This window comes from Arenimonas aestuarii (genome assembly GCF_054781715.1).
The window spans coordinates 1,580,591-1,602,782 of the sequence record NZ_BAAGTW010000004.1; the positions used below are offsets into that span (position 1 = coordinate 1,580,591).

Sequence of the window (22,192 nt, forward strand, 5' to 3'; positions counted from 1 at the left end):
CAGGCTTGCCCGACTCTACGTTTCCGAGAGCGGAACCGCCAGCCCGGCATTCCCGCCGGGTTGGCGGCCCGGCAGGCGGATGATGAAGGCCGCTCCTTCGCCGGGCCGGCCCTCGGCCCGGATGGTGCCCCGATGCCGCTCCACGATCCTGCGCACGATCGCCAGGCCGATGCCGGTGCCGTCGTACTCCTGGCGGCCATGCAGGCGCTGGAAGGGCGCAAACACCTTGTCCGCGTAACGGGGGTCGAAACCGATGCCATTGTCGTGGAAACGCAGGATCCATCCCGGACCGTCCACCCCGGCATCGGCCTGGGCACTGACCCGGACCACCGGGGCGCGGTCCGGCGACCGGAACTTCAGCGCGTTCGAGAGCAGGTTCTGGAACAGTTGCCGCATTTGCGTGGCGTCGGCCTCAATCTCCGGCAGCGGCCCGGCCTCAACCCGGCCACCGCTGGCCTCAAGGCTGGTTTCGAGGTCATCGAGCACGCCGGCAAGCACCGCGTCGAGCTTCACCTGCGTGAACGGCTTGCCCCGGGCAGCCACGCGCGAATACGCCAGCAGGTCGCTGATCAGCACCTGCATGCGGTTGGCAGCCTGGCTGGTGCGGTCCAGGTAGTCGCGGGCTTCATCGGCCAGCGAGCCGGCGTAGCGCTGCTGGAGCCGGTCGGAGAAGGCACGGATCTTGCGCAGCGGTTCCTGCAGGTCATGCGAGGCGATGAAGGCGAAATCCTGCAGCTCGCGGTTGCGCGCATTGAGGTCGGCCAGGGTCTGGCGCAGGGTTTCCTCGGCCTGCAGGCGCTGGGTGATGTCGCGTCCGACGGCGTAGACCAGGCCGTCGGATGAAGGCGCCGACATCCACTCCATCCAGCGCACGCCTCCGTCCTTGCAGATGTAGCGGTTCACGAAGCGCAGGTCCACATTCTTGCGCCGGCCCATGCTTTGGGACCGCTCGCGCGTCGCCGGCACGTCCTCGGGGTGGATGAAATCCAGGATCGGCCGCGAGCAGAGCTCCTCGCGGGTGTAGCCAGTGATGTCGGCCAGCATCTGGTTCACCTGCACCCAGCGCCCGGACGTGGGGTCGTAGACGACGAACACTTCCAGCGACATCTCGAAGAACCGGTCGCGCACCTGCAGCTTGGCCAGCAGCCGGGCCCGCTCGATGGCGATCACCGCCATCTGCGAGAACTGCAGCGCCACCTGTTCGTCGTCCTCGTTGAACTCGCCGCGAAACTTGTCGCTCAGCTGCAGGATGCCCAGGGTCTTGCCGTCGCTGCCCACCATCGGCACCGCCAGCCAGCCGCGCATCGGAGGATGCCTGGCGGACTCGCTGCCGAAATTGCGCCAGCCAGGGTGCGCCTCAAGTTCGTCCTGGGTCATGCGCATGGGGACCTGGCGTTTGCCGACCTGGACATAGATGCCGGTGCCATCGATGGGCACGTCGTAGTCGCGCCACTGCGCGTACTTTTCCGACAGTGACACCGCGTTGAGCAGCTGGCCCTGGCCATCGACGGCCTCGACGCTGACCACTGCCTGGTGCGCGCCGATGATTTCGCGCGCCCGGTCCACCAGCTGCTGGTAGAGGGTCTCCTCGTCCAGGTCGCGGTTGACCGAGATGGACGCCTCGCTGAGCCGGTGCAGCTGCTGGCTGAGCGTTTCGGCACCGTCGAGCGCGTCCGACAGTTCGCGCTGGTGCTTGCGCAGCAGGCTGATGTCCTGGGCGATGCCGAACACGCCGGTCACCCGGCCATCGACGATGATCGGGAGGTTGGTCACCCGCATTTCGATCCGCTGGCCGTCGGCCGCCACGCCGGTCATTTCGTAGCTGCGCGCCTCGCCATGGGTGGCCGCGACGAAGTGCGCACGGACCACGTCGCGCTCGGAATCCAGCGCGTGCTCATCGAAGGGACGGCCGAGCACGTCCCCGGGCCGCACCCCGGCCACGCGCTGGAACTGCTCGTTGACCTCGGTGAAACGGCCTTCGAGGTCGAGCGAATACACCACGTCCGGGTGCTCGTCGAACAGCGACCGGAAACGCTGCTGGCCGATGTTGATGGACTGGAACGCCGCATCATGCTCGATCGCCACGGCGCACAGCGCCGCCAGGCGGTCGATCAGCTCGAGCTCGGCATCCTGGGGTTCGCGCACCTCGCGGTAGTAGGTGGCGAACGTGGCGACCACGCGACCATCGGAAGCCTTCACCGGGGTCGACCAGCAGGCCTTGAGCCCATGGGACTGGACCAGCGGCAGGTAGTCGGCCCAGAGCGGGTCCCGGTCGATGTCCGACACCACCACCCGTTCGCCCCTGAACGCCGCCGTGCCGCAGGAGCCGGCGCTCGGACCGATTAGCAGGCCATGGATGGCGGCGTTGTATTCCGGCGGCAGGTTGGGCGCTGCACCGACCCGGATGTGCTGGCCGTCTTCATCGAGCAGCAACACCGAGCTCAGGGCACCGGGCATCTGACGTTCGGCGAGACGCACCAGCGCCAGCAAATTCTCGCCCAGCGGCCGACGGGCGGCGATGCTGGCCAGGATCCGTCGCTGACCATCCTCCAGCGACTGAGCCCGCTTGCGTTCGGTGATGTCCTGGACGCTGCCCGCCAGCTTCCAGGGCTGGCCCTGGTCGTCGCGCAGCAGCTGCGCGCGCTCGTGCACGTGGCCGATGCCGCCGCCGGGCAGCAGGATGCGGTGCTCCACGTCCAGGTCGCCCTTGCCGGACAGGGTTCGTGCCTGGGCCCGCTGCAGCATCTCCAGGTCGTCCGGGTGCACGCGTGCGGCAAAGGCTTCGAAGCTGCCGGCAAACTCGTCCGGGCGAACCTTGAAGATCCGATAGACCTCGTCCGACCACTGCAGGCGGTTGGCGGGGATATCCAGCTCCCAGGCCCCCATGCGCGCGATCTTCTGGGCCCGCTGCAGGCTGGCCTTGGCCCGCTGCAGGGCTTCGGACTGGCGGCTGGCCTCGGTGACGTCGCGGGCGATGGCGAACATCATGCGGTCGCGTGCCGACCACACCGCCGACCACTGCATGGACACCACGCGGCCATCCTTGCGCACGACGCGGTTGCGGAAATCCACCGTGGGCCGGCCCGCCAGGACCGCCGCGCCCTCGCGCAGGGTGTGGGCACGGTCGTCCGGATGCGCCAGGTCGAAATGCGCACGCCCGACCAGCTCGCCCGGCGAAAACCCCCAGACCGACTCGGAGGCGCTCGACACCTGGGTGAACCGGCCGTTGGCATCGAGCACGCAGATCACGTCCAGCGAGTTCTCCAGCACCAGGCGGTTCATCACCAGCGATTGTTCGAGCCGCCGTGAAAGTTCGCGCAGTGCGTTCTCGGCGCGCTGCTGGTCGGTGGTGTCCTGGATCGCACCCGAAACCGCCACCGGCTCGCCGGCGGCGTTGCGCACCAGGGTGCCCAACTCCCGCACCTGCCGGGTCTCGCCGTCGGGATGCAGGATGCGGTATTCGATTTCAAGATCGGTGGCGTCGCCCATCTGGAGGCCGTGCCGGGCTTCCGCGAGCCGCTTGCGGTCCTCGAAGTGCACGCGCTTGAGCAGCTCCGGGAAATGCTGGATGGAATGGCCCGGGCCCAGGCCGAAGATCGACTCCGCCTCTTTCGACAGGCGCAGTTCGCCCGAGACCAGGTCCTGTTCCCAGCTGCCCAGCCGCGCCATGCGCTGGGCGCGCTCGGATGCGGCGGTGGCCTGCCGCGCCGCGGCCTCGGCGGCCTTCCGGTCCGAGACGTCCTGGAAATAGACCGCCAGGCCCTGCGGATGCGGATAACAGCGGGCGATGAACCAGCTTCCGAGCGGCGGGAAATAAACCTCGAACTCGCCGGCGACACCCTGGCTGACCGCCGCACGGAACTTCTCTTCGATGATCGTCCCCACTGCGTCGGGGAAGGCCTCCCAGACACTCTTTCCGACCAGTTGGTCGCGCGGCTGCTGCATGAGCTGCTCGGCACGCGGATTGACGAACACGAAGCGCCAGTCGCGGTCGAGGGTGTAGAAGGCATCGCTGATGCTCTCGAACACCAGGGACAGTTCCCGTTCGGCCTTCTCCAGGGCAACCCGGGCACGTTCGGCCTCATCAACCTGTGCGGCCAGCTCCTGGCCCCTGCGCTCGGCCATTTCGGCGCGTTCGCGGGCCAGGCCCGCCAGCCGCAGTGCCAGTGCGACCAGTCCACCGGTGATCAGGCCGGTGAAGAGCAAGACGTTGGCCAGCGGCGAGGACACCGACGAGTCGGGCCAGATGCCCAGTTCCAGGGCAGCTCCCGCGGCCGGTATCGAGCGCAGCAGGGGCACGGTTCCCCCGGGCGGCGTGCCGCGCGCGTACAGCACCTCGCTGCCATAGCGAATCCGCAGGGCACTTTCCGGCGCGGTGTTCTCAAGGATGCGCGCGAACAGCTCGTCGTACTTGACGACGGCGACCACGAAACCCTCCAGCTGCCCATCACGCCGCAACGGTGCCGCCAGCAGTTCGCCGACGCTGCCGTCGAGCAGGGCCACGGGCGGCGACTCTCCCACCATGCCGTCGCGGCGCACCTGGGCGAACAGCTGCCTGCGCACGGGATCGAAATCGAGCGCACGCCCGACCACGTCCACGCCCTCGCCCGGCCGCGTTCGCTGGCGCAGGACGTTGGCGTTGGCGTCGGTCCAGATAAGGGTCACGAAGGCCGGGAAGTCCTCCAGGTAGATTTCGGCATCGAAATCGAACAGGTCTCCGCGCCGGGACTGCGCGTCGACGTTGGCCATCCGCAGCGCCATGCGCCTGAGCGCGTTGCGGCGGTCGAGGACGCCGATTTGCATGACCTGCTCGACCAGCTCGGACTGCCGCAGCAGGACCGCGTCGCGCCGCGTCGCCTGGTCCCTGTCGATCGCGAACCAGACCATCATGGAAACACCGATCGCCGACACCGCCACCACCAGCGGCAGCCACCCGGCCCGCTGCGACCGCAGCCTGCGATACTCCGACCCGCCCGCGCCCAGTCCGATACCCATCATCAGCATCGCCAGCGCGGTCATCAGCGCCATCGGCGTATTGGCTCCCCAGCTACGCAGCACCGACACCTGCATCAGGTAACCGGCCAGCACGATCAGCGCGATCATGGTGGTGACGAAGCCACAGGCCCAGGTCGCCGACCAGCGCGCCGGGCTGCCTTTGCCGCCCGCCGGCGCCAGTGCGATGCCCAGGCAGGCCAGCAGAAAGGCGGTTGCGGTATTGGGTGCCATGCGCCCGGCAACGACGTCCTCGGCGACGATGCCGTGCCGGATCAGCCACTCGCCGGTTCCCAGCGCCAGGCCGGCGTATTCCTCCAACAGGCTGGCAACGCAAAAAATGATCACCGGCGCCATCGGAAGGACCGCTAGCTTGCTGCGTCCGGCCGCCAGCAGTCGCAGTGCGGCGGCAATCAGGAGCGCGCTCAGCGCCGTATTGAACTGCATCGGCACGTAGTCGGTGCCGCCTTGCACGATGTAGGGCACGTGCAGCCACCAGCCAGCCATCACCAGCAGGGCCATGCCGGCCAGCAGGTCGGTGCAGATGCGCAGCGTCCGGAACGGACCGGGCACCAGGTCCCGCACCATCAGCCAGGCACCCAGTGCGCCGTAGGCGAGCACCGAACCCAGGCCCAGCGCCACCGGACCCGAGGGCGTGTCGTCGAAGACGGAAGACAGGGAAAGCAACACCAGCACCACAAGGAAGCCGCCCAGCGAACTCGCCACCATCCCCGCCGCGCGCGCGCTGCCGACGACGTTGGCGCCGATGCCGATCGCCGCGGCCAGTGCCGCCAACCAGGGCGCGCCAATGCGCTGGCCTTGCCCGGCCGGGGTCGGCCAGGCCAGCCACAGCACGGCCAGGCTGGCGAAACCCAGGGCCCAGGCCAACAGCATCCAGCGGCGGCGGTCGGCCCGGAAGTGCACGCCCGCCCCGGCCAGCAGCGGCGCCAGCAGCGAAAGCGCGCCCGGCCACCCACCCGGCAGCGCGGCGTCCCACACCAGCCATTCGACCAATGCCACGAGCAGGGGCAGGAAGGCCATCGCCAGCACGATGCGTTCACCGCCGGGAGCAGCAGTGGGCCTGGCCTGGTTCCCGTTGCGATCACTCTCCATGCGTGATGCGCGCCTCCCTGGTGCCGGCTCCCGGAATCCAAGTAGGCCCTACAGGGGCCGCCAGGAGTGGGTTCACCGACTTCGATCTATCTTAGATACCCCCAAACGTACCCCCAGCGCTTCGACGCTGGGGCCGCGCCAGGGGCACGAGGTCGATCATGGCTTGGTGGCAGCTTTCTTGCCATAGGGCCGTTCACGTTTTCAGGAACACGCACAACGGGGGTAGGAATGGACGAGTACAAAGGGGTGATGTTCGGGGCAGCCGTGATCGCCTACAGCATCTGGCTTTTCCGGGCGCAGTGGCTTTCCGACGAGATCAAGCGCAACGCATTCAACGAGGCGCCATCGGAGGATCAGGTCCGATGGCACATTCGCCACATGCGGCAGGATCTACACGCGCTGGTGATGATTAATCACGCTCTGCTGATTCTGTTGGCCTGGGTCGCGGTCTTCAGACTCTGAAATCACCAATCAGCAAAGCGCAAGTCTTCTAGGCGAGACACGAAGCTAGGAGCCGACTAGTCGAACGCAGCTACGCCATTCCGGAGGGCACAGTCCTCGCCGCATGAGTCACGGACGACGCTCACGCGCTACACGTACCTGTGACCGGAAGACGTACCGGAATGCTTGTGGCGGCAGCCCTAGGGTCTCTGCTTAACGGAACGCATGGAAGTACGCCATGCTGGAGTTTGTGCAGTAGCTCTCTAAGTAGAGCTGGGGAACGCCGTAGCGCTTGGCTGCTGCGGCAAAGTCAGGGTTCCCTTCCGAACTCTTGATCAACATCTCGCGCTCGCGGAACGGCACGAAGAATTCCATTGCGGCTGCTTGCGCCAGGACTTCCCAAGCAGCCGAGCAGCTGGCCTGGTTCACGGGGAAGGTGTTGAATACTTCCTCAAGATGATCGTAAAGGTTGATGCTCCGGCAGCGCGGTTCGTCGATCACCACATGGAACAGCTCTTTCGCTAAGGCGAACCGCTCCTCGTCGTAGTCCATCCCTTCAAGCAAGTACACTCGGTAAGAGCCGTCAGCCATCGCAACGTAGAACGCCTTTACGGAATTCTTTTGAGCGTCCATCGAGCGAACCTCTACCCTCTTGTTAAGGTAGTTGGCGATGACGCGCTGCAGCCCCTCGATGGTCTTGTATGGCGCATCACCTGCAATTTCGGTCTGTCTGTACTCTTGCGCCACTTCGCGGGCCGCATCGAGACAGTCGCGCACATCTGCAGCGTTAATAATCATGCAACCCCCTAGCTGCAAAAAAGAAAGGACACCCTAGGGTGCCCTTTCCGCAAAAAAAACTGAACTATCTTAGGCGAGCGCCGGCGCCGTCTGCGGCACGTACGCCCGATGTTCGCCACGCAGCATCGCTTCGAGTACGTCGGCGACATCCGAACCCACCACCGACAGCGCGTGATCATCCGCGCCCTCAGCAAAGAAGAATTTCACATCCACGACGCCGCGCTCACGAAGCGCAGCCTCAAGGGCCTGCAGTCGTTCTTTCGCGTTCATGTCGTTCACCATTTAACCCCGTCTATTCTCTATCGATGCGGCTACTTTGCCTTTCAGCAGACTCGGGCCGCAAAGCCGAGCCGCGCATTATAGCTGTACTTCTAGCCCGAAAATCCAACCGGATCCGGGCGGTGCATCACATTTCCACTTGTTGCCGTTCAGGCGCCGAATCTTTGCTCTCGCAACACCTGTTTTGTATATCGGGCCCGGGCGCCAGGCAAGCCCATCCAATGGCATGGACGCAGAATGCCTCAGGGGGAGGACAGCTACATGACGGTCTAGACCGCATTAACAATTCAGCTCGTCGCTGCCCACCCCCCAAGATGGAGCGTAAGTGGCTGTTTTTAAACACCAGCCCTTGTGGTGCCCCGTTCAGGGAAAGCGGCAGTGCCCCCGAATTGTTAAGTGAACTGCCCCGAACTGGGGCTCCCCGGAAGGTGCATTTTCTTCCCCTCAGCGGCGCTCCGCCAAGGGCCCGAATCGCCAAACTGCGCGAACCAAGTGCGTGTGGCGGGGCCGGTGGCAGGCTCCGCGCCCGGGCGGGCCCTGCCATCGCCATCAGGCGGCAGTAGCGGCCCCATCTACGTGGGTGCGTCAACCTCGGTAAGTAGCTGCTTGGCCGTGGCCTCAGCCCGGGCGAGGGTGCCCCGCATGGCCTCGATCGTGGCCAGGACCTCACTGGCCGCCCCTGGATCCGTGGCTAGGTCCGCCATCCGGGCTCTCAGACTATCTGCCTGGCGATCCAGGGTGCGGGTACAAGCGAAGCCGCGCATTAGCCGGTCGCGGAAGGGTGAGAGGGCCATATATCGCAGTATATGAACCGTCCGCTCACCGGATGAGACAGCGCCAGCGGGAGACGACCACCGGGCTACGATTGCCCGGGGTGGGACCTCCCGCCAGCCCCTACATTGTAGCGCCGCCCGGCCCAGCTTCATCCCCCTTCAGGCCGGGGGCGGGCGCGGATGGCTTCCGGGCGGCGGAGAGACATTAGCCCCCACCCAGCCTCCTCTGCCGTCCTATATCTCCGCCCCGGCATGTAGGAGAACCGCTCGCCCCTCGGCTTGAGCGCCGCCTAGGACTCCTGAGCTTTCTCAAGGTTGTATCGCCAATAGGCGAGTTCCGTTTGCGCCTCGTAGACGGCGCTGAACCACCGTGAAGAAATCGGGTTGGAATTCACAGCGGGGCTGAGGGCGACCGCTGCTCTACGAAGCGCCGGATCGAAAAAGCACTCTTCTGCGCGCGTCTTGTCGCGATTGGTGCGCGAAAGGGTGCCATGCTTTGCGGCGGCTTTTAGGTCCGACTTGAGCTCTCGATATAGGATCTCGACATCTTCGCGCTCTCGCCGAGTGAGGTGGCGCTTGTCTCCCAACAGGCCCAGCACTCTCTCACAGCGCTTCTCAAGCTCTTCCAGCTCAGACGCAATAGCTGCCAGTTCTTCAGGGTCGAAGTGTTCAACAGTTGGGGTCATGCCTATTCCGTCGATGGATTGATCGAGAAACGCTATCCCACTGTGCTGGAGTGGCAAGGGAGGATAGGACTGAGAGAAATTCTCAACGCCCAGCAGACCTAGTAGTTCTCCTCGACGTAGGCCTGACAGCCCTCAATGAATGACTGCGACCACCCCGTGCAGTCTTCTTCATCCTCGATCCCCTCTTCCTCGGCCCACTCATAGCCCGCCTCATGCCCGGAGCAATCTTGGGTACAGGGGTAGCCGTGAAAGTAGCGCTGTCCCTGATCGATCGCTCTGGGTGGTGGAAGGACAGGCTGTTCCAGATAGACAGTCACAAGTTGGCAGTTACTTGAAAGCTGCCTTGGCGAATAGTTCGGAATCCCGTCGGCGCCTACGCACCGATAGAGCGGGGTCCCTCCGGTGGCTGGGCTCGCTGAAGCCCTCGCCGCTTCGGCCCGTTCCCGTGCAATCTGTGCCTCCAATAGCTCAGCGCGAAGCCTCGCCTCTCGCTGTTGCTCTCCCCGGATTCGCCCCTGTTCGCCGGCCTGCTGAACATAGTCCATGCCAGCAAGCGGGCCCATCTGCGGTGTAGGGGAGATGCCGGCTTGGGGGTGAGATTGCGGACGTTCCGCTTGGCTGTTGGCCGCACACATCCCGCCAAGCGCTAGCGTGGCCTGCTGGCAAGCCTGCAGCGAGTAGTAGAAGCAACTCTTCTGCCCGGAATCGGAAACCAAGCAGAACGGCGCAGCCGTCTGCGCAGAGCTTGTGGCGGTCCAAAAGAGGGCTACCGCCACTAGGAACAGTCGAATCAGGCTCATGGATGCGCTCCCCCTGTCCTAGAAGGTTACGCCCTCTGACTCGATGGGCGGCCAATCGTCCTTTCACACTCGGCGGAGTAGTCGGGCCAGCTCCCGAAGCACTTGCCGAGAGCCTCCTTTCCAGGCGTTGCGACTAATCCTTGCCTTGCCTGCCTCGCTTCTTGGGCCGGTTGACCTCTCCCACGGCTTCCATCGCCGGATCAGCTCCGCTTGCCGTGCCCGGCGCTGGGGCGTCCATCCATTGGCCATCTTCAGCCTCCAATAGTTTGTTTGGCGCGTTTTCGCTTTCCCCCGCGTGCGGGGCAGCCGTTCCGTTGTTCACCTGCTGGTGGCCGTGCGCAATGTTGGCTTGCTTGGCGAAGACTACGGGCGGGTTCTTGATCGTGGAGATTGCCTCCAACGTGGCCCGACACTGCCCCTGGGCGCGCAAGGCCAGCTTCAGATACAGCTCGGTTGCCTCCGGATATTCGGCCATATTTGAGGCCGCCCGGTATGCCAGCCGGTTGAAGATGGCATCCAGCGTGTGCGCCTGGGCCGTAAGCATCCCGACGGGGCGCGCCATGTCGCCAGAGTTCGTCCGCTGGACCTGCTCACAGAGTTCATCGATCAAGTCGGCAAGTGGCACCTCTTCCATTCCAGCCGGACGGAAGGCGCCCAGAGAAAATGCAGACAGAACCGTGGGCCTGACGACACTGCGCGCGACTGCACGGCTGGGCGACTCATCCGGCTTGGTCGGCACCGGCAATGTCCGGCTTGGTGCTGCCTTGGGAACCACGGTCTTGGACGGTCGCTTGCTCATCGCTGGCGCTCCACCATCTGCTCCAGCTCCCGGGCGAATTCGATAGCTTCCTCGTCGCCACTGGCCCGCGCCTCCACCTTGAGTTGGGCGAGCTGGACCGGGAGGGCCGCATAGGGCACCTGAGTCTGTCGGGCCAGCCATTTGACAACGGTTTGGCTGGTCAGCCCTCGCGCCGCCAGGTTAGCCAGTCCAACGCCGCCACCGATCAGCGCCGCCGTGCCCACGTTGCCGGTGCCGAGCGTGGTCAGGAAGGAGAACACCGTGCCCGCTTGAATTGCGGCGTCCGTGGTCTGCGAGGGATTGCGGAACACCTGGGCGCCCTGGCGCTGGTTCGCTGCCGCCTTGGCCACCGTCTCCATTGCCCGCACGTAGTCCGGCCCAAGGCGCCCGAAGAGGGCCGACTTGGCTTCCGGTGCCATGCTGTTCCACATGGTCAGGAAACGCTCGGAGCTGAACTGCTCTCCGATATCGTCCTGCGCGCTGGGGTTTGCGCGACCCATTCGCCGGATCACCGCAGCCGCGAGCTGCTTTTGGCCGTCCTCAGGGAGCGACTGGAGAACCGCCCTCAGAGTGGTCGCACCTTCGCGGGTTCCGCTGGTCGCTGCGCTAAAGACCTTCTCGGGGCCGCCGTTGCGGTCGATGACCCGCTCCAGCACTTCCATCCGGTTCATGCCTGCGCGGTAGTAGGCATTCGCCCTGCTGGCCGCCTGCACGGCCCGGGGATTGCCGGTGGCCCGCGCCGCTGCATCCAGGTCTTCCGTAAGCGCCGCATACACCTGGCGGAGCTGCTTCGTGGGAACGTCCGTGGCAAAGGTCGAATCGGCAATGAGGTCACCCATCCGGGTCCGCAGGTTCTTGAGCGCCTGATACGGGAGCGTCGGGCGACTGGACACGCCAAGACCAGCAAACGGACCACTGGCCGAAGATGCCGAGAGGTCAGCTTCCAGCGCATCCCGGATGGCACCCACTCGCGAACTCGCCAATGCGCGCGAAGTGTTGACCGCTCCAGGCGTTGGGCTGGCCAGGGAATCCAGGGCGGCCTTCGTCTTCGACACATCAACCCCGGAGTTGGCCGGGAGGTACTGATCTACCTCGGAGTAGAGGGAGTTCGCCGTTCGACGGAAGTTGGCCGAGAAGCCGTTGGGGCCAAGCACGCCGCGTTCGATGGCCCGGCCTGCCTGGGCGGGGTCAGCGCGCGTGGAGAGCGAGTCCGCAATCTGTCGAACCTGCCCGCCCATGCCGCTCTGCTGTGCGTCACCCCTCCGCGCCATCACGCCGGAGCCGCCCGGGGTACGGGCCAGCAGAGCCTCCAGACCGCGCGCCACCCTGCCCTCAGTTGCTTGCCCCAAGCTGGGTGAGCCCGCGCCGGATTTGCCGTAGGTCACGAGATTGGCAAGCATGCTCTGCCTGCCCGCTTCGCCGCCTCGCGTGGCAAGTCGGGCCAGCGCGGACGTGTTGGCGGGAGCCGTAGCACCGGCAAGGCCAGCGAGCATCTGCCCGGTTGGGCCGGCTCCAGCTTCGCGCGCAATCTCGCTGGCGCCGCCACCTGAGGCAGAGGCGCTGAGCTGGTAACCAGGGGAAGCCGCCAGTGCTTTGCCGAACTGGCCCGTGAGGCCGGGCGCCTGGGACGCGATGCCGCCAGCGCCCAGGGTAGGCGCTGCACCCACCAGGGCGCGGCTAGCGCCGCCCACAACGCGCTCAAAGCCGGTATCGGGCTGGGGCAGCCCCATTGAGTCGGCCGCCCACGTTGCCAGCTCTCCGGCGCGCATGAAGGGCCGAGGCTGGCCCTCGGTGCCCAGTGCCGCATTGCCCGCTTCCGCTATCGGGTCCGAGAAGATCCCCAGGAAGTTGCCGATGCCCTCCAGGCCGTGACGGGCCGTCAGCCCGAGTTGGCGGCCCGTTTCGTCAAGAGTGCCGCGCTGCTTGGGCGGGCCGGACTGCTGCTGCACGTAGCGCTTCACTGCGTCGCGCATTACGTCGCGGGGAGTGTTCGCGGGGAACTCCAAGATCGTGCCGTTCGGCAGTTCAACCTCCTGAATCCCCACCTCGCCGCTGGTCTCCTGGTATTTCGTCCACGGCCCCTGCTCGTCCTTGGGCTGCTGGTAACGCTCCCACGGGCCGCTGGTAGCCGGCGCGCTTCGCTCGGCGCCGTTGCTGTGGCGCTCTTGGGCGTACGCGAGCACTTGGTCTTCACTGGCACCCGCCGGGGCGGTGACCTCGTAGGCGGTGCCGTCAGGGGCGGTTACGCGGTACTTGTCCGACGCGGGCGCGCCCTCAGTCTCGCGCGCCGAACGAACCTGCTTGAGTTCACGAGCGAAGCGCCGCGCGGCATAGTCAGCGTGGCTATCGCCTTGGCGGGCCAGCGCCGCCGCATTGCGTAGCGCCTGCTCAAGGCGCCTCTCGCGGTCCGGGTCGCTCGCAACCGAGTCCGCCGGGCGACTGCGCTGCGCTGCCGGTCCGTAGTTGTACATGTCTGGTTTCCCTTCGTTGTGGCGAATGCCGCCGCCCGGGCCATCCTTGGCCCACGTAAACGCGCCTTTTTTAGGCGTCCAAAAAGTGTTGCTGCCGTTGACGGGGGCAGCTCCCGAGGTCGGCGCCGGGGGAGCGTCGAAGGTCTATCGCCAGTTTGCCAATCCGTGGGTTTTTGGGATTCCGGCCCGAGTGTTCGCGCCCCTTTTATAGCGTCGGAAAACTCCGGCTTTGATTCGGTTGATACTTTTTCAATCGGCGCGAGGGTCAGCCGCGAGCCAGTCCGTAGCGCCACTGCGCCTCCATGATTCCGGCCCGCAGCCAGGCGGCAGCTTGCGCCCGCAACGCTTGAGCCATTTCGTCTCGCAAGCGAATCGGTAGCGGTTCGGTTCGGCATCTGCCGGCTAGGACATGGGTCATCGCCCAGCGGATTACAGCGCTTGCCCGCTCCGCGTCGAGAGGCCAGCAGGACACCAGTGCCCGCCGTGCCAGGTACATCTCCACCGCATTGGCTTGCTCGCGTCCGTGAGAGCGATACCAGACAAGCAGCGAGTCGCCTTCCGGTGTGCCGTGGCGGGCAAAGGCTCGGGCGCCCGCGCAGAGCGTATTGCTCAAGGGTGGCCGGGAGTCGGGCTCGGGGGCGCCGTCTCGCTTTGGCCTGACGCAAGCGCCCTTGAAATGGCCAGTGACCTCAAGAGCCATCTTCAGCAACAGCCTGTAAAGCTTCAGGCCCCACACCTATGGGGGGTATTGGAGCCTTGGAATAGGGTGCATTGGTGTTGGGTATTGCAAGCCGGTAGAAGGTGGGCTTGGGACCCTTGCCCTTGTTGGGGGCTGCCGCCTTCGCTTCTTCCACCACCTGCAAGAGACCCGAGGCCATCACCCGGGTTCGGACGCGGTAGAAGGTCTGTTCCCTGGGAAACCACTGCCGCAGTTCCGACCAAGGCAGCGTTAAACGTTGGCTGTTGAACGAGTCGGCCCGGCGATATGCGACCAGTACGAGCATCCGGCCTGAGTCATCGAGCGCGAGAAACGGCTCGGAATCCATGACGGCGACGGGCAGAGAGGCCATCGCCGTTGCCGGGCCCTTGTATGCGCTGCGAACGGCAGCCTCTACCTCTGCCCGGGAGAGTGGCGGGGTGCATCGCTCGTTGACCGTGAGTGCCTTCGCAAGCTGCGCCTTCTCAGGCACTCCCTTCTGGAAAGCTGACCGCGCCAGCCTGTAGATCGTTGCGTTTCGTTGGCCTTCGGGGATTCGATCCGGCAGCCGCATCACCGGCGCTAGGTCGAAAGCCCGTGTCATTTCGTCCCAGGTGTACGGCGTGGGGTCGGCCCGATCCAGCCGAGTGAGCTGGGGCTCACCTTTGCAGTGCAGGAAGCCCGGTAGCCGCATAACCCGTGGGGCGTCACACACCTTCGGATCGCCGTTGAAAAGCGCCGCCAGGGCCTTCTGGGCACGCGAGAACTGATCAAGAGGGAGGTCGGCAACGGGCCAGTAGCAGTGCCACTTGCCCGGAGAGGACTCCACGACGATGCGGGGAGGTAGGGGGCAGGAAAGCACGGGTTCAACGGGCGCCCCATCGAGATCCAGGAACAGCGCGCGAGCCGCGACAACGTTGGTCGCCTTTCGGCCGAATCCATCGCCACGATTGACCATGACGAAGACGCCGGCCCCCTGTTGATTCAGGGACATGAGTTGGCGCGCCAGCTTGCTTAGCGAGCCTTGTAGGACGCGGTTTAGCTTCTTCCCCGCCCCCTCGGCCTCCGCAAAGGTCTGGAACGTGAAGACAGCATCCCCCGTCAGCGCGGCAAGGAACCGCGCCGTCATGGCGGTATCAATTTCCATTCGCCCCCCGGCGACTTGTTGGCGCTAGGTGCCCCCGGATGGTCCGCTGACGTGTCGGGGCGGGCTCAGGAGCGCGTTTCTCGGCTCCGGGGCGGTGGTAGTAGCCCCGACCCTTTCCCGGCCTCCAGAGACATGCGACGCCGGCCGCCTGCTATCCGGCTTGAGCCATTGCCCTTTGGGATTTCGCGTCCACCCGGCCGACTTCATTTCCCGCAGCGAAAGGCAGCGCCGCGAGTGCTGGGGACTGTCGGGGCTGGCAAATGAGCCCACCCGATGCCGGTCGAAGGCTTGGACACTGCCGAACTGCTCTAGGCACGTCGGACACTCACACCGACAACCCGTGAGAGGGTTCCTGGCCATCAGAAGTCCCCCACTTGAAGGGCGTTGGCGAGGTAGGCCGCCGCCAGGTTGAGGTGATGGCTGGCCTCCTCTATCCCGATGCCGGGGTGAGTCTCAAATAGCGCCGAGCGAGCCACCATTTCCCGGACGCCATCGACGGCAGCAGCCAGCAGCAGGCATTGGGTTAGCGGTTCATGGGCTCTCGCCTTACCACCGCCCGGCCCCGCTTCTTCGGCGGCGGTCATCAGCGAACCTCCGGCGGATTGGCAGCGATCTGGCGAGCCACCCATGCGGCCACTTCGGCCTCCACGAAAGCGGAGGTGTTCGGCCCCAACTTGAGGGGCTTTGGGAAGGTGCCAGCCGCAATTCGCCGCCAGACCTCGGAACGGCTCAGCCCGACCATCTGAAGCACGGTGGGCATGCGAACCAGGCGCGGGAGAGCGGGCTCTGGCATTGCGGGAGCGGCGCTCATGCCGCGTTCCCCTGGCGGGTGTTCTGGCTGCTAATCCAGGCGTCGAAGCCTTCGGGGTCTATATAGACGCGCCGGCCGCCTACTCGGACGATGGCGCTATGGGAGGCCAGGCCATTGGTCTCCGCGTTGTGTATCCACCAGCGGAGTTGCCCAGCGGAAAAAGGCGTCTTAGCCGCGAACTGTTCGACGGTGTGAAGGTCTCGGATCATCCTGATTGGCTCCAACTACCGCTAGCCGTGATTGGCTAGCGTCGGAACCTATGGTGTGGACTGGCGAAACCTATTGCTTCCACAGCAGAGCCTGGGTTGTACACCTTAGCTGCTAGCGGGTACTTTTTTTCTTCTTGATTCCCGCGTCGCGCAGGTACTGAGCAATCTTTCTTGTCGCGCTGTCTCCTGGGAAGTCGCGCCCCCTCAGTCTTGCAAATGCGCGGACGTCATTCTCAATTTCACCGGCCACATAGTCCGCCGAGTACTGGCCACTAGCGAGACCACGCTCATCGGCCAACCTAACGGCCTCTTCAGCAACCGCCTTCCAATGTGCGCCCGCCTTCTCACCCCCCAGTCTCCCTCTCTTCTTCGGCTCATCAGTAATCCTTTCGTGCATCGCCTTCACGCGCTTGGCAAGCAGGATGGAGAGGTCTTTTGATGCGGCTGCAAGATCGTCTGCCGAATCGATTAGTTGTGCTTGGGCGAACAGCTTCTCCGCCATTTCTACAAACATCTCGCGGAGAGGGTTGACCTGGGTTGAATACGCGAAGAGCCTAAGCCGCGCATGACGCTCGGCGGGGGTTATCCCCTCTTCCAAGAAGTCTGTCGATTCGTTTGGGTTCAGTCGGAACTCCGCGGTTTCCATCCAGCACCGCTGTAGCTCTCCATCATCCATGTCGGCCAGCCGCTCCCGCCAGTCGAGCATTCGAACAGGTATGAGTCGATCCACAAGGCAATCGCCTACCTCACGAATCAACTTTTCTCGCAACTCCTTGCTCAAGGCCATGCGCACCTCTGCGCCCTTCAAAGAGGGCCGCGCCAGCCGGGGAAGGTGCCCGGTGTTCGGGGATCAGCCTAGGCGCGGCTTTACTGCTTAGTGCGTTTGCTTGGCTTCGTCGGCAGCAGGGTTCAACATGCCTTCGGCCCTCAGCGCAATGATTTGCGCCCTTCCCTGCCGCTCAATTTCGAACTCAGCGAGAGACTCGGCAGCCAGAAGCAACTTGGTTTTCGCTGTCTCATCGCTTTGGCTGCAATGGTAGTGGTCGAGAATCGCGCGAATCTGCTCAAAAGTTTCGATGGCATGCGCCGCTGTGTTGAAGGCGGTGTGATTCATGTTCTCGTCGCTGGTGCTCATTTCGCGGCCCTCTGCGCCTGAAGCTCGATCTCTTCTATCTCATCGGCCCAGGACGCCAATTGATAGATCAGCCCCCCGGTTGCCCGGACAGAGGCAGGGTCGCAGTTCGCGCTGTCGCAGTTCATCAGAACATCGGAGACGCCCTTGATCCACTCGCGGAAGCAGCTTTGGTCGAAGTGTTCAAAGGGATGGGCCGGGCCTTTAGCGGTTTCCGCTACATTTTCAGTTGCCATGATCAAGCCTCCTTTGTATCGAGCGCTTCAAGCGCTACAGAGAAAGTGTTGTGGCAGCCTTTGAGCAGTTCCTGTGCACCCCTGATAGCCTCCGAAACAAGCCAACCTGCGTGATGCGGCAGAAGTTCCGCATCAATCATCTTGTCTGCGCAGGCGAGGATTCCTGCCACCTGGCTGAGTCGGTTCAGAGCATCATCAACTTCGGACGCGGATTGAGTTACCTTTTCCAATGCCATGATTCGTTCTCCTAAGGAACGGTTGTGGAAGGCCGCCCGGGCGGCGCAATCGCCCGGGTCGGCCGCTACCCGGTCTCCCGGGATTCTCTGGCCTAGCCGGCGCGCTCCCGGTGGATGGGCACCACCTTTCCAGTTGAACGGATCGCGTCCAGGTAGTCGGCCCATGCCTGCATCATCCGCACACGGTCGGGCAGGTGTTGGGCCTTGTTGTAGGCACCTCTGATCTTGTCTTTCGGCACGTGGGCCAACTGCCGCTCGATCACGTCAGCGGGCCACGCCATTTCATTGAGGCGTGTGGAAGCCATGCCCCGGAAGCCGTGGGCCGTCATGGTGTGTTTGTCGAAGCCCATGCGACGCAGGGCAGCATTCAAGGTCACATCGCTGAGGGGGCGGTTTCCCGCGCGGCCAGGGAAAACGTAGCGACCACGGCCGGTAAGCGGCTCCAGTTCGCGCAGGACCGCCACGGCTTGAGCGGAGAGCGGGACCACATGCTCACGTTTCATCTTCATGCGCTCGGCGGGAATCAGCCACTCGGCGCGGTCGAGGTCGATTTCAGCCCACTCGGCGCCGCGTACTTCTCCCGGGCGCGCAAAGGTCAATGCAACGAACTGGAGGGCGCAGCGGGTCACCAGATCGCCCTCATAGCCATCAATCGCCCGCATGAGCTGGCCCATCAGACGCTCGTCGGTGATGGCGGCGCGGTTGGTGACCTTGGCGGGGATGAGGGCACCTCGGAGGGGCTGGGTCGGATCGCTGGTGGCGCGGCCGGTCGCGATGGCGTATCGAAAGACCTGGCTTGCCCGTTGCTTGGCTCGGGCGGCGGTCTCGTGCTTTCCCTGGCTCTCGATGCGGCGCAGGGCCTTGAGCATTTCCTGGGGGGTGACCTGATCCACCGGGATCTGTCCGACCCAGGGGTTGAGCATCTGCGAGAAGACCCGCTCGGCCTTGGCGTAGGTCTTCGGGGCCATGTCCCGGGCCTGCCGGCCAAGCCACTCGGCGGCCAAGGCCTCAAAGCTGTTGGCTGCGGATTCCAGGGCGGCGGCCTTCTGTGCCCTCCGGTTCGCGGCGGGGTCGCCACCGTGGCGAATGACGCTCCGGGCTTCCTCCCTGCGCTGGCGAGCCTCGGCCAGCGACACTTCGGGGAACACGCCCAGCGCCAGCAGCTTCTCCCGGCCGGCTACGCGGTACTTCAGCCGCCAGTAGCGGCCCTGCTCTTTCACGTGCAGATAGAGCCCGCCGCCGTCGAAATGCTTGCCCGGCCCGGCGCTCCGGACCTTTACCGCCGTGAGCTTGCCCGCATCCCCTGCCATTCCGGCCTCCCGTACCCCCAGGGGGTAGAAGTTCCCCCTAAGGTACCCCCAGCCGGGCGGGGATACAATGGGGTGGGTCGGGGCAGGATGGCGCGCCTTCTGGCTTAGCTGTAGGCTTTCAGATGCGGTTCGCTAGGAGACTGGGGCGGGATGGTGAGGACTTTGGTGCCGGCTCCCGGAATCGAACCGGGGACCTACCGCTTACAAGGCGGTTGCTCTGCCTGCTGAGCTAAGCCGGCTTGCCTGGGATTCTAGCTGGTTGTGCGCATGGCTAGTCGCACTCGGCGACACGCGCCTCCACGTCCCGCGGCTGGCCAAGGGCTGACGCCCAGTCCAGCCCCGACTCGGCGACCAGGTCGATCCACCACTGCGTGGCCTGTTCGGTGCGGGGTTCGAGCCGCGGGTTGAATCCCTGAGCGGTGATTTCCTCCCGACGCTTCTCGGCGTTGGCCAGCTCGTTGAACAGGCCAAGCGATACCGTGTTTTCCTGGTCGCCGGCAGTGACGACGTAGTAGTCGCGCACGCCACGGGTGGCCAGCTGGCGGGCGGCGGCCAGTGCGTCCTCGCGGCTCGCCGCGGCGGGCAGGAACACCCGGTAGCCGCGTACTTCGGTGGCCGGCACTTCCCGGTACTGGATGCGCGCGGCAAGCGGGGTAAGGGCATTCATCGCCGCGCGCAGCTCCGCCGGCGTGCCGAACGGCCCCAGGCTCATGCACGCCGGGCGCTCGGGCATCGGCAGCGGCACCCCGGCCAGTTCGGCGGCGTCGGGCGCGGCGGGAAGTTCGGCCTCGCCCAGCAGCACCAGGCCGCCGACGCCGGTTTCGAGCGGCGGCGGCGGCACGTCCACCGGTGCCTTGTGCACGAACCACCACAAGCCCACGGCCAGGTTCATGCACACCAGCAGCACCACGATGCTCCGGGTGATCATGCTTCGCCTACTCCCATGTGCGCGGCGTACACCGCCAGTCCTTCAAGCACGAGCGCAGGCGCGGGCTCGACGTCGATCTCCAGGGCCGCGGCCAGGCGATCGCCGCCGCCACCACCCAACAGCACCGTCGGGGCCTGCCCCAGCAGGCGCGTGGCCTCGCGCTGGCTACGCTCGACCAGGCCGGCAGCCGCGCCCAGGCTGCCACCGGCCAGCGCGTCGGCCGTGTCGGTGGCGAAGGCATGCGCCTCGCCGCCGGCATAGGCCAGGGCCGGGAAACGCGCCGCCAGGGCCGCGCGCATGTGTTCGGGGCTGGGGGCGATGACGCCACCGATATGCTGGCCGCTGGCATCGAGCAGGTCGACGGTGAGTGCACTGCCCGCTGACACCAGCAGCCATGGGCCGGGCCCGCGCGCATGCGCGGAAAGCAGCGCCAGGAAACGGTCGACGCCAAGGCGCGAGGGTTCGGCGTAGGCGATGCGCACGCCGGCCGCTTCCGGCAGCGTGCGCACGCGCTGGGCCGGGCAGCCGTGGCGTGCCAGCAGTTCGGCAACAACGGCGGTGGTCTCCGAGCCGGCGACCGAAGCCAGCCAGCAGGTATCACCGGGGCGCAGCTGGTCCAGCCAGGGCTGCAGCGAGGCCGGGAAATCGGTGGCGCCGTGCGACCAGGCCTGCACCTCGCCGATCTCGCCGGGGCGCGGCCAGGCCGCCACCTTCAGCCGTGAATTGCCAAGGTCGAGCAGCCAGTTCATGCGGCGCGCAGACTGGTTTCGCCGGCGTGGCAACGACGCTCGCCATCGGCGGTGCGCAGGCGCAGGGCCCCTTCGGCGTCGATGCCCAGCGCGATGCCGTCGATCGGCGAGCCGCCTTCTTCGAGCCGCACCGCGCGTCCGGCCAGCAGGTCCATTCGCGCCCAGGTCGCCTGCCACGGCGCCAGGCCCTCGCTTTCAAAACGCGACAACAGCGGCACCAGCGCGTCGAGCAGGGCGATGCAGAGTTCACCGCGGCCCGGCGGCCTGGGCGACAGCGAGGCCAGGTCGCACCAGGGCTGGTCGATCTCCACGCCCACCGGTTCGGGCATGGCGACGTTAAGACCAAGCCCGACGACCACGTGCAAGGGCCCCCCGGCATCGCCACGCAGTTCCACCAGGATGCCGCCAAGCTTGCGGCCGTCGGCCAGCAGGTCGTTCGGCCACTTCAGGCCAACCTGGTGGAAACCCATCGCGTGCAGCACCTGGGCGGTGGCGGCGCCGACGGCCAGGCTGAGGCCCTGCAGTGCGCCGATGCCGGCGTCGAAACGCCGCGAGAGGCTGAGGTAGACGTGGGCGGCCAGCGGCGACACCCAGGGGCGGCCGCGCCGGCCGCGGCCCGCCGTCTGGCGTTCGGCCAGCCAGGCCTGCACGCCGGCAGACGGCGGGTGGCGCAGCGCTTCGGCGTTGGTCGAGTCGATCTCGAAACTAAGGTCCAACCCGGCCAGCAGTTCCCGGGTGGCCGGCGCGAGTCCGGCCTGCACGGCCGCGGCATCGAGCAAGTCGGGCGGGCGCACCAGTGCGTAACCGCGGCCCGGCACGGCCTGCACGTCCACGCCGGCCGCGCGCAGCGCTTGGATTCGCTTCCAGACCGCGCTGCGGGTGATGCCCAGTTCGGCCGCGAGCTTCGCACCCGAAGCCGGCCCCCGGGCCAGGCGCGCCAGCAGTTCCCGCTCGCTCATGCCCGGCCCCGGCGCAGCAGTCGCACACGATCGAAGCGCGGTTCGACGCCTGCGCGCAAACGCGCGAGATTGCTGCGGTGGGTGAAGACCAGGAACAGGGCGACCGAGATCGCGAACACCAGGCGCACGGGCCCGGCATCGGTCGCCAGCGCCAGCGGCACCAGCGTTGCACCCGCCAGGATGGTGGAGAGGCCAACATAACCACAGGCCACCAGGACCAGCAGCCAGGCGCCGACCATCACCCCCGCCGCCAGCGGCCACAGCACCAGCAGCGCACCGAGCAGCGTGCCTGCGCCCTTGCCGCCGCGGAAGCCATGGAATACCGGATAGACGTGGCCCAGCACCGCTGCGCCCGCCGCGGCATAGGGCAGCCAGGCGAGGTCGCCACCGAAGCGAAGCGCCAGCCAGGCCGCGAGGGCGCCCTTGCCGACATCCACGAGCACGGTGCCCAGCGCGAACTTCCAGCCCTGGGTGCGCAGGGCATTGGTGCCGCCGGCGTTGCCGCTGCCGTGCTGGCGGATGTCGACGCCACGCAGTTTGCCCAGCAGCAGGCTGCCGGACAGCGAGCCGAGCAGGTAGGCGACGAGGAGAAGGATCAGCGCGAGCATGCCGGCATTATGGGCCAG

20 protein-coding genes and 1 tRNA gene are annotated in these 22,192 nt (G+C 65.9%); 1 reads left to right on the forward strand and 20 read right to left on the reverse strand.

Translation table 11 applies throughout. From position 1 onward, the window contains the following. Nucleotides 1-15: 15 nt before the first annotated feature. A complete protein-coding gene (locus ACYVJH_RS08380) occupies nt 16-6,105 on the reverse strand; it encodes a PAS domain S-box protein (RefSeq protein WP_460454156.1) in 6,090 nt (2,029 codons plus the stop codon). Between the two features lie 228 nt (nt 6,106-6,333). Here ACYVJH_RS08380 and ACYVJH_RS08385 point away from each other — a divergent pair, with 228 nt between their 5' ends. Further along, nucleotides 6,334-6,567: a hypothetical protein gene (locus tag ACYVJH_RS08385; protein WP_460454157.1), complete on the forward strand. Its 234-nt coding sequence runs from the start codon at nt 6,334-6,336 to the stop codon at nt 6,565-6,567. A gap of 192 nt (nt 6,568-6,759) precedes the next feature. On the opposite strand, the gene ACYVJH_RS08390 is transcribed toward ACYVJH_RS08385, so the two are convergent. The 19 genes from ACYVJH_RS08390 to plsY all read right to left on the reverse strand — a co-directional run bounded on the left by ACYVJH_RS08390 (nt 6,760) and on the right by plsY (nt 22,174). After that, nucleotides 6,760-7,344 (reverse strand): hypothetical protein, encoded by a 585-nt coding sequence (locus ACYVJH_RS08390; protein WP_460454158.1) that lies wholly within the window; start codon nt 7,342-7,344, stop codon nt 6,760-6,762. A gap of 69 nt (nt 7,345-7,413) precedes the next feature. Then, nucleotides 7,414-7,614: a hypothetical protein gene (locus ACYVJH_RS08395; protein WP_460454159.1), complete on the reverse strand. Its 201-nt coding sequence runs from the start codon at nt 7,612-7,614 to the stop codon at nt 7,414-7,416. A 1,072-nt stretch (nt 7,615-8,686) separates the two neighbouring features. Beyond that, nucleotides 8,687-9,082 (reverse strand): hypothetical protein, encoded by a 396-nt coding sequence (locus tag ACYVJH_RS08400; RefSeq protein WP_460454160.1) that lies wholly within the window; start codon nt 9,080-9,082, stop codon nt 8,687-8,689. A gap of 98 nt (nt 9,083-9,180) precedes the next feature. Then, the gene (locus ACYVJH_RS08405) at nt 9,181-9,882 is read right to left on the reverse strand and encodes a hypothetical protein (RefSeq protein ID WP_460454161.1); all 702 of its coding nucleotides are present in this window, start codon (nt 9,880-9,882) and stop codon (nt 9,181-9,183) included. Between the two features lie 133 nt (nt 9,883-10,015). Next, complete coding sequence (locus ACYVJH_RS08410) at nt 10,016-10,681, reverse strand: hypothetical protein (RefSeq protein ID WP_460454162.1); 666 nt, start codon at nt 10,679-10,681, stop codon at nt 10,016-10,018. Continuing rightward, the gene (locus tag ACYVJH_RS08415; RefSeq protein WP_460454163.1) at nt 10,678-13,152 is read right to left on the reverse strand and encodes a hypothetical protein; all 2,475 of its coding nucleotides are present in this window, start codon (nt 13,150-13,152) and stop codon (nt 10,678-10,680) included. Before ACYVJH_RS08415 ends, ACYVJH_RS08410 begins: the two co-directional genes overlap by 4 nt. Before the next feature lie 689 nt (nt 13,153-13,841). After that, a complete protein-coding gene (locus tag ACYVJH_RS08420) occupies nt 13,842-14,996 on the reverse strand; it encodes a DNA-primase RepB domain-containing protein (protein ID WP_460454164.1) in 1,155 nt (384 codons plus the stop codon). Nucleotides 14,997-15,355: 359 nt separating this feature from the next. After that, a complete protein-coding gene (locus ACYVJH_RS08425; protein ID WP_460454165.1) occupies nt 15,356-15,580 on the reverse strand; it encodes a hypothetical protein in 225 nt (74 codons plus the stop codon). Beyond that, entirely contained in the window at nt 15,580-15,807 is a 228-nt protein-coding gene (locus ACYVJH_RS08430) for a helix-turn-helix transcriptional regulator (protein WP_460454166.1), read from the reverse strand. The genes ACYVJH_RS08425 and ACYVJH_RS08430 overlap by 1 nt, the downstream gene beginning before the upstream one ends. Nucleotides 15,808-16,128: 321 nt before the next feature. Beyond that, entirely contained in the window at nt 16,129-16,803 is a 675-nt protein-coding gene (locus ACYVJH_RS08435; RefSeq protein WP_460454167.1) for a hypothetical protein, read from the reverse strand. An 87-nt stretch (nt 16,804-16,890) separates the two neighbouring features. After that, nucleotides 16,891-17,151, reverse strand: a complete 261-nt coding sequence (locus ACYVJH_RS08440) for a hypothetical protein (protein ID WP_460454168.1) — start codon at nt 17,149-17,151, stop codon at nt 16,891-16,893. Continuing rightward, on the reverse strand, nt 17,148-17,384 hold the full coding sequence (locus ACYVJH_RS08445; RefSeq protein ID WP_460454169.1) for a hypothetical protein: 237 nt from the start codon (nt 17,382-17,384) through the stop codon (nt 17,148-17,150). The genes ACYVJH_RS08440 and ACYVJH_RS08445 overlap by 4 nt, the downstream gene beginning before the upstream one ends. A gap of 2 nt (nt 17,385-17,386) precedes the next feature. Then, entirely contained in the window at nt 17,387-17,620 is a 234-nt protein-coding gene (locus tag ACYVJH_RS08450) for a hypothetical protein (RefSeq protein ID WP_460454170.1), read from the reverse strand. A gap of 92 nt (nt 17,621-17,712) precedes the next feature. Further along, nucleotides 17,713-18,930 (reverse strand): tyrosine-type recombinase/integrase, encoded by a 1,218-nt coding sequence (locus ACYVJH_RS08455; protein ID WP_460454171.1) that lies wholly within the window; start codon nt 18,928-18,930, stop codon nt 17,713-17,715. Between the two features lie 163 nt (nt 18,931-19,093). Beyond that, nucleotides 19,094-19,169 (reverse strand) — tRNA-Thr (locus ACYVJH_RS08460). Nucleotides 19,170-19,201: 32 nt separating this feature from the next. Next, entirely contained in the window at nt 19,202-19,858 is a 657-nt protein-coding gene (locus tag ACYVJH_RS08465) for an SPOR domain-containing protein (RefSeq protein WP_460454172.1), read from the reverse strand. Beyond that, on the reverse strand, nt 19,855-20,607 hold the full coding sequence (locus ACYVJH_RS08470; RefSeq protein WP_460454173.1) for a type III pantothenate kinase: 753 nt from the start codon (nt 20,605-20,607) through the stop codon (nt 19,855-19,857). The genes ACYVJH_RS08465 and ACYVJH_RS08470 overlap by 4 nt, the downstream gene beginning before the upstream one ends. Next, nucleotides 20,604-21,566, reverse strand: a complete 963-nt coding sequence (gene birA, locus ACYVJH_RS08475; RefSeq protein ID WP_460454174.1) for a bifunctional biotin--[acetyl-CoA-carboxylase] ligase/biotin operon repressor BirA — start codon at nt 21,564-21,566, stop codon at nt 20,604-20,606. The genes ACYVJH_RS08470 and birA overlap by 4 nt, the downstream gene beginning before the upstream one ends. Next, on the reverse strand, nt 21,563-22,174 hold the full coding sequence (plsY, locus tag ACYVJH_RS08480) for a glycerol-3-phosphate 1-O-acyltransferase PlsY (RefSeq protein WP_460454175.1): 612 nt from the start codon (nt 22,172-22,174) through the stop codon (nt 21,563-21,565). Before plsY ends, birA begins: the two co-directional genes overlap by 4 nt. Nucleotides 22,175-22,192 lie beyond the last annotated feature (18 nt).

Bases quoted from the DNA above. Each gene is read 5' to 3' on its own strand.
- ACYVJH_RS08380 (WP_460454156.1), bottom strand. From the start codon at position 6,105: ATGGAGAGTGATCGCAACGGGAACCAGGCCAGGCCCACTGCTGCTCCC.
- ACYVJH_RS08385 (WP_460454157.1), top strand. From the start codon at position 6,334: ATGGACGAGTACAAAGGGGTGATGTTCGGGGCAGCCGTGATCGCCTAC.
- ACYVJH_RS08390 (WP_460454158.1), bottom strand. From the start codon at position 7,344: ATGATTATTAACGCTGCAGATGTGCGCGACTGTCTCGATGCGGCCCGC.
- ACYVJH_RS08395 (WP_460454159.1), bottom strand. From the start codon at position 7,614: ATGAACGCGAAAGAACGACTGCAGGCCCTTGAGGCTGCGCTTCGTGAG.
- ACYVJH_RS08400 (WP_460454160.1), bottom strand. From the start codon at position 9,082: ATGACCCCAACTGTTGAACACTTCGACCCTGAAGAACTGGCAGCTATT.
- ACYVJH_RS08405 (WP_460454161.1), bottom strand. From the start codon at position 9,882: ATGAGCCTGATTCGACTGTTCCTAGTGGCGGTAGCCCTCTTTTGGACC.
- ACYVJH_RS08410 (WP_460454162.1), bottom strand. From the start codon at position 10,681: ATGAGCAAGCGACCGTCCAAGACCGTGGTTCCCAAGGCAGCACCAAGC.
- ACYVJH_RS08415 (WP_460454163.1), bottom strand. From the start codon at position 13,152: ATGTACAACTACGGACCGGCAGCGCAGCGCAGTCGCCCGGCGGACTCG.
- ACYVJH_RS08420 (WP_460454164.1), bottom strand. From the start codon at position 14,996: ATGGAAATTGATACCGCCATGACGGCGCGGTTCCTTGCCGCGCTGACG.
- ACYVJH_RS08425 (WP_460454165.1), bottom strand. From the start codon at position 15,580: ATGACCGCCGCCGAAGAAGCGGGGCCGGGCGGTGGTAAGGCGAGAGCC.
- ACYVJH_RS08430 (WP_460454166.1), bottom strand. From the start codon at position 15,807: ATGAGCGCCGCTCCCGCAATGCCAGAGCCCGCTCTCCCGCGCCTGGTT.
- ACYVJH_RS08435 (WP_460454167.1), bottom strand. From the start codon at position 16,803: ATGGCCTTGAGCAAGGAGTTGCGAGAAAAGTTGATTCGTGAGGTAGGC.
- ACYVJH_RS08440 (WP_460454168.1), bottom strand. From the start codon at position 17,151: ATGAGCACCAGCGACGAGAACATGAATCACACCGCCTTCAACACAGCG.
- ACYVJH_RS08445 (WP_460454169.1), bottom strand. From the start codon at position 17,384: ATGGCAACTGAAAATGTAGCGGAAACCGCTAAAGGCCCGGCCCATCCC.
- ACYVJH_RS08450 (WP_460454170.1), bottom strand. From the start codon at position 17,620: ATGGCATTGGAAAAGGTAACTCAATCCGCGTCCGAAGTTGATGATGCT.
- ACYVJH_RS08455 (WP_460454171.1), bottom strand. From the start codon at position 18,930: ATGGCAGGGGATGCGGGCAAGCTCACGGCGGTAAAGGTCCGGAGCGCC.
- ACYVJH_RS08465 (WP_460454172.1), bottom strand. From the start codon at position 19,858: ATGATCACCCGGAGCATCGTGGTGCTGCTGGTGTGCATGAACCTGGCC.
- ACYVJH_RS08470 (WP_460454173.1), bottom strand. From the start codon at position 20,607: ATGAACTGGCTGCTCGACCTTGGCAATTCACGGCTGAAGGTGGCGGCC.
- birA (WP_460454174.1), bottom strand. From the start codon at position 21,566: ATGAGCGAGCGGGAACTGCTGGCGCGCCTGGCCCGGGGGCCGGCTTCG.
- plsY (WP_460454175.1), bottom strand. From the start codon at position 22,174: ATGCTCGCGCTGATCCTTCTCCTCGTCGCCTACCTGCTCGGCTCGCTG.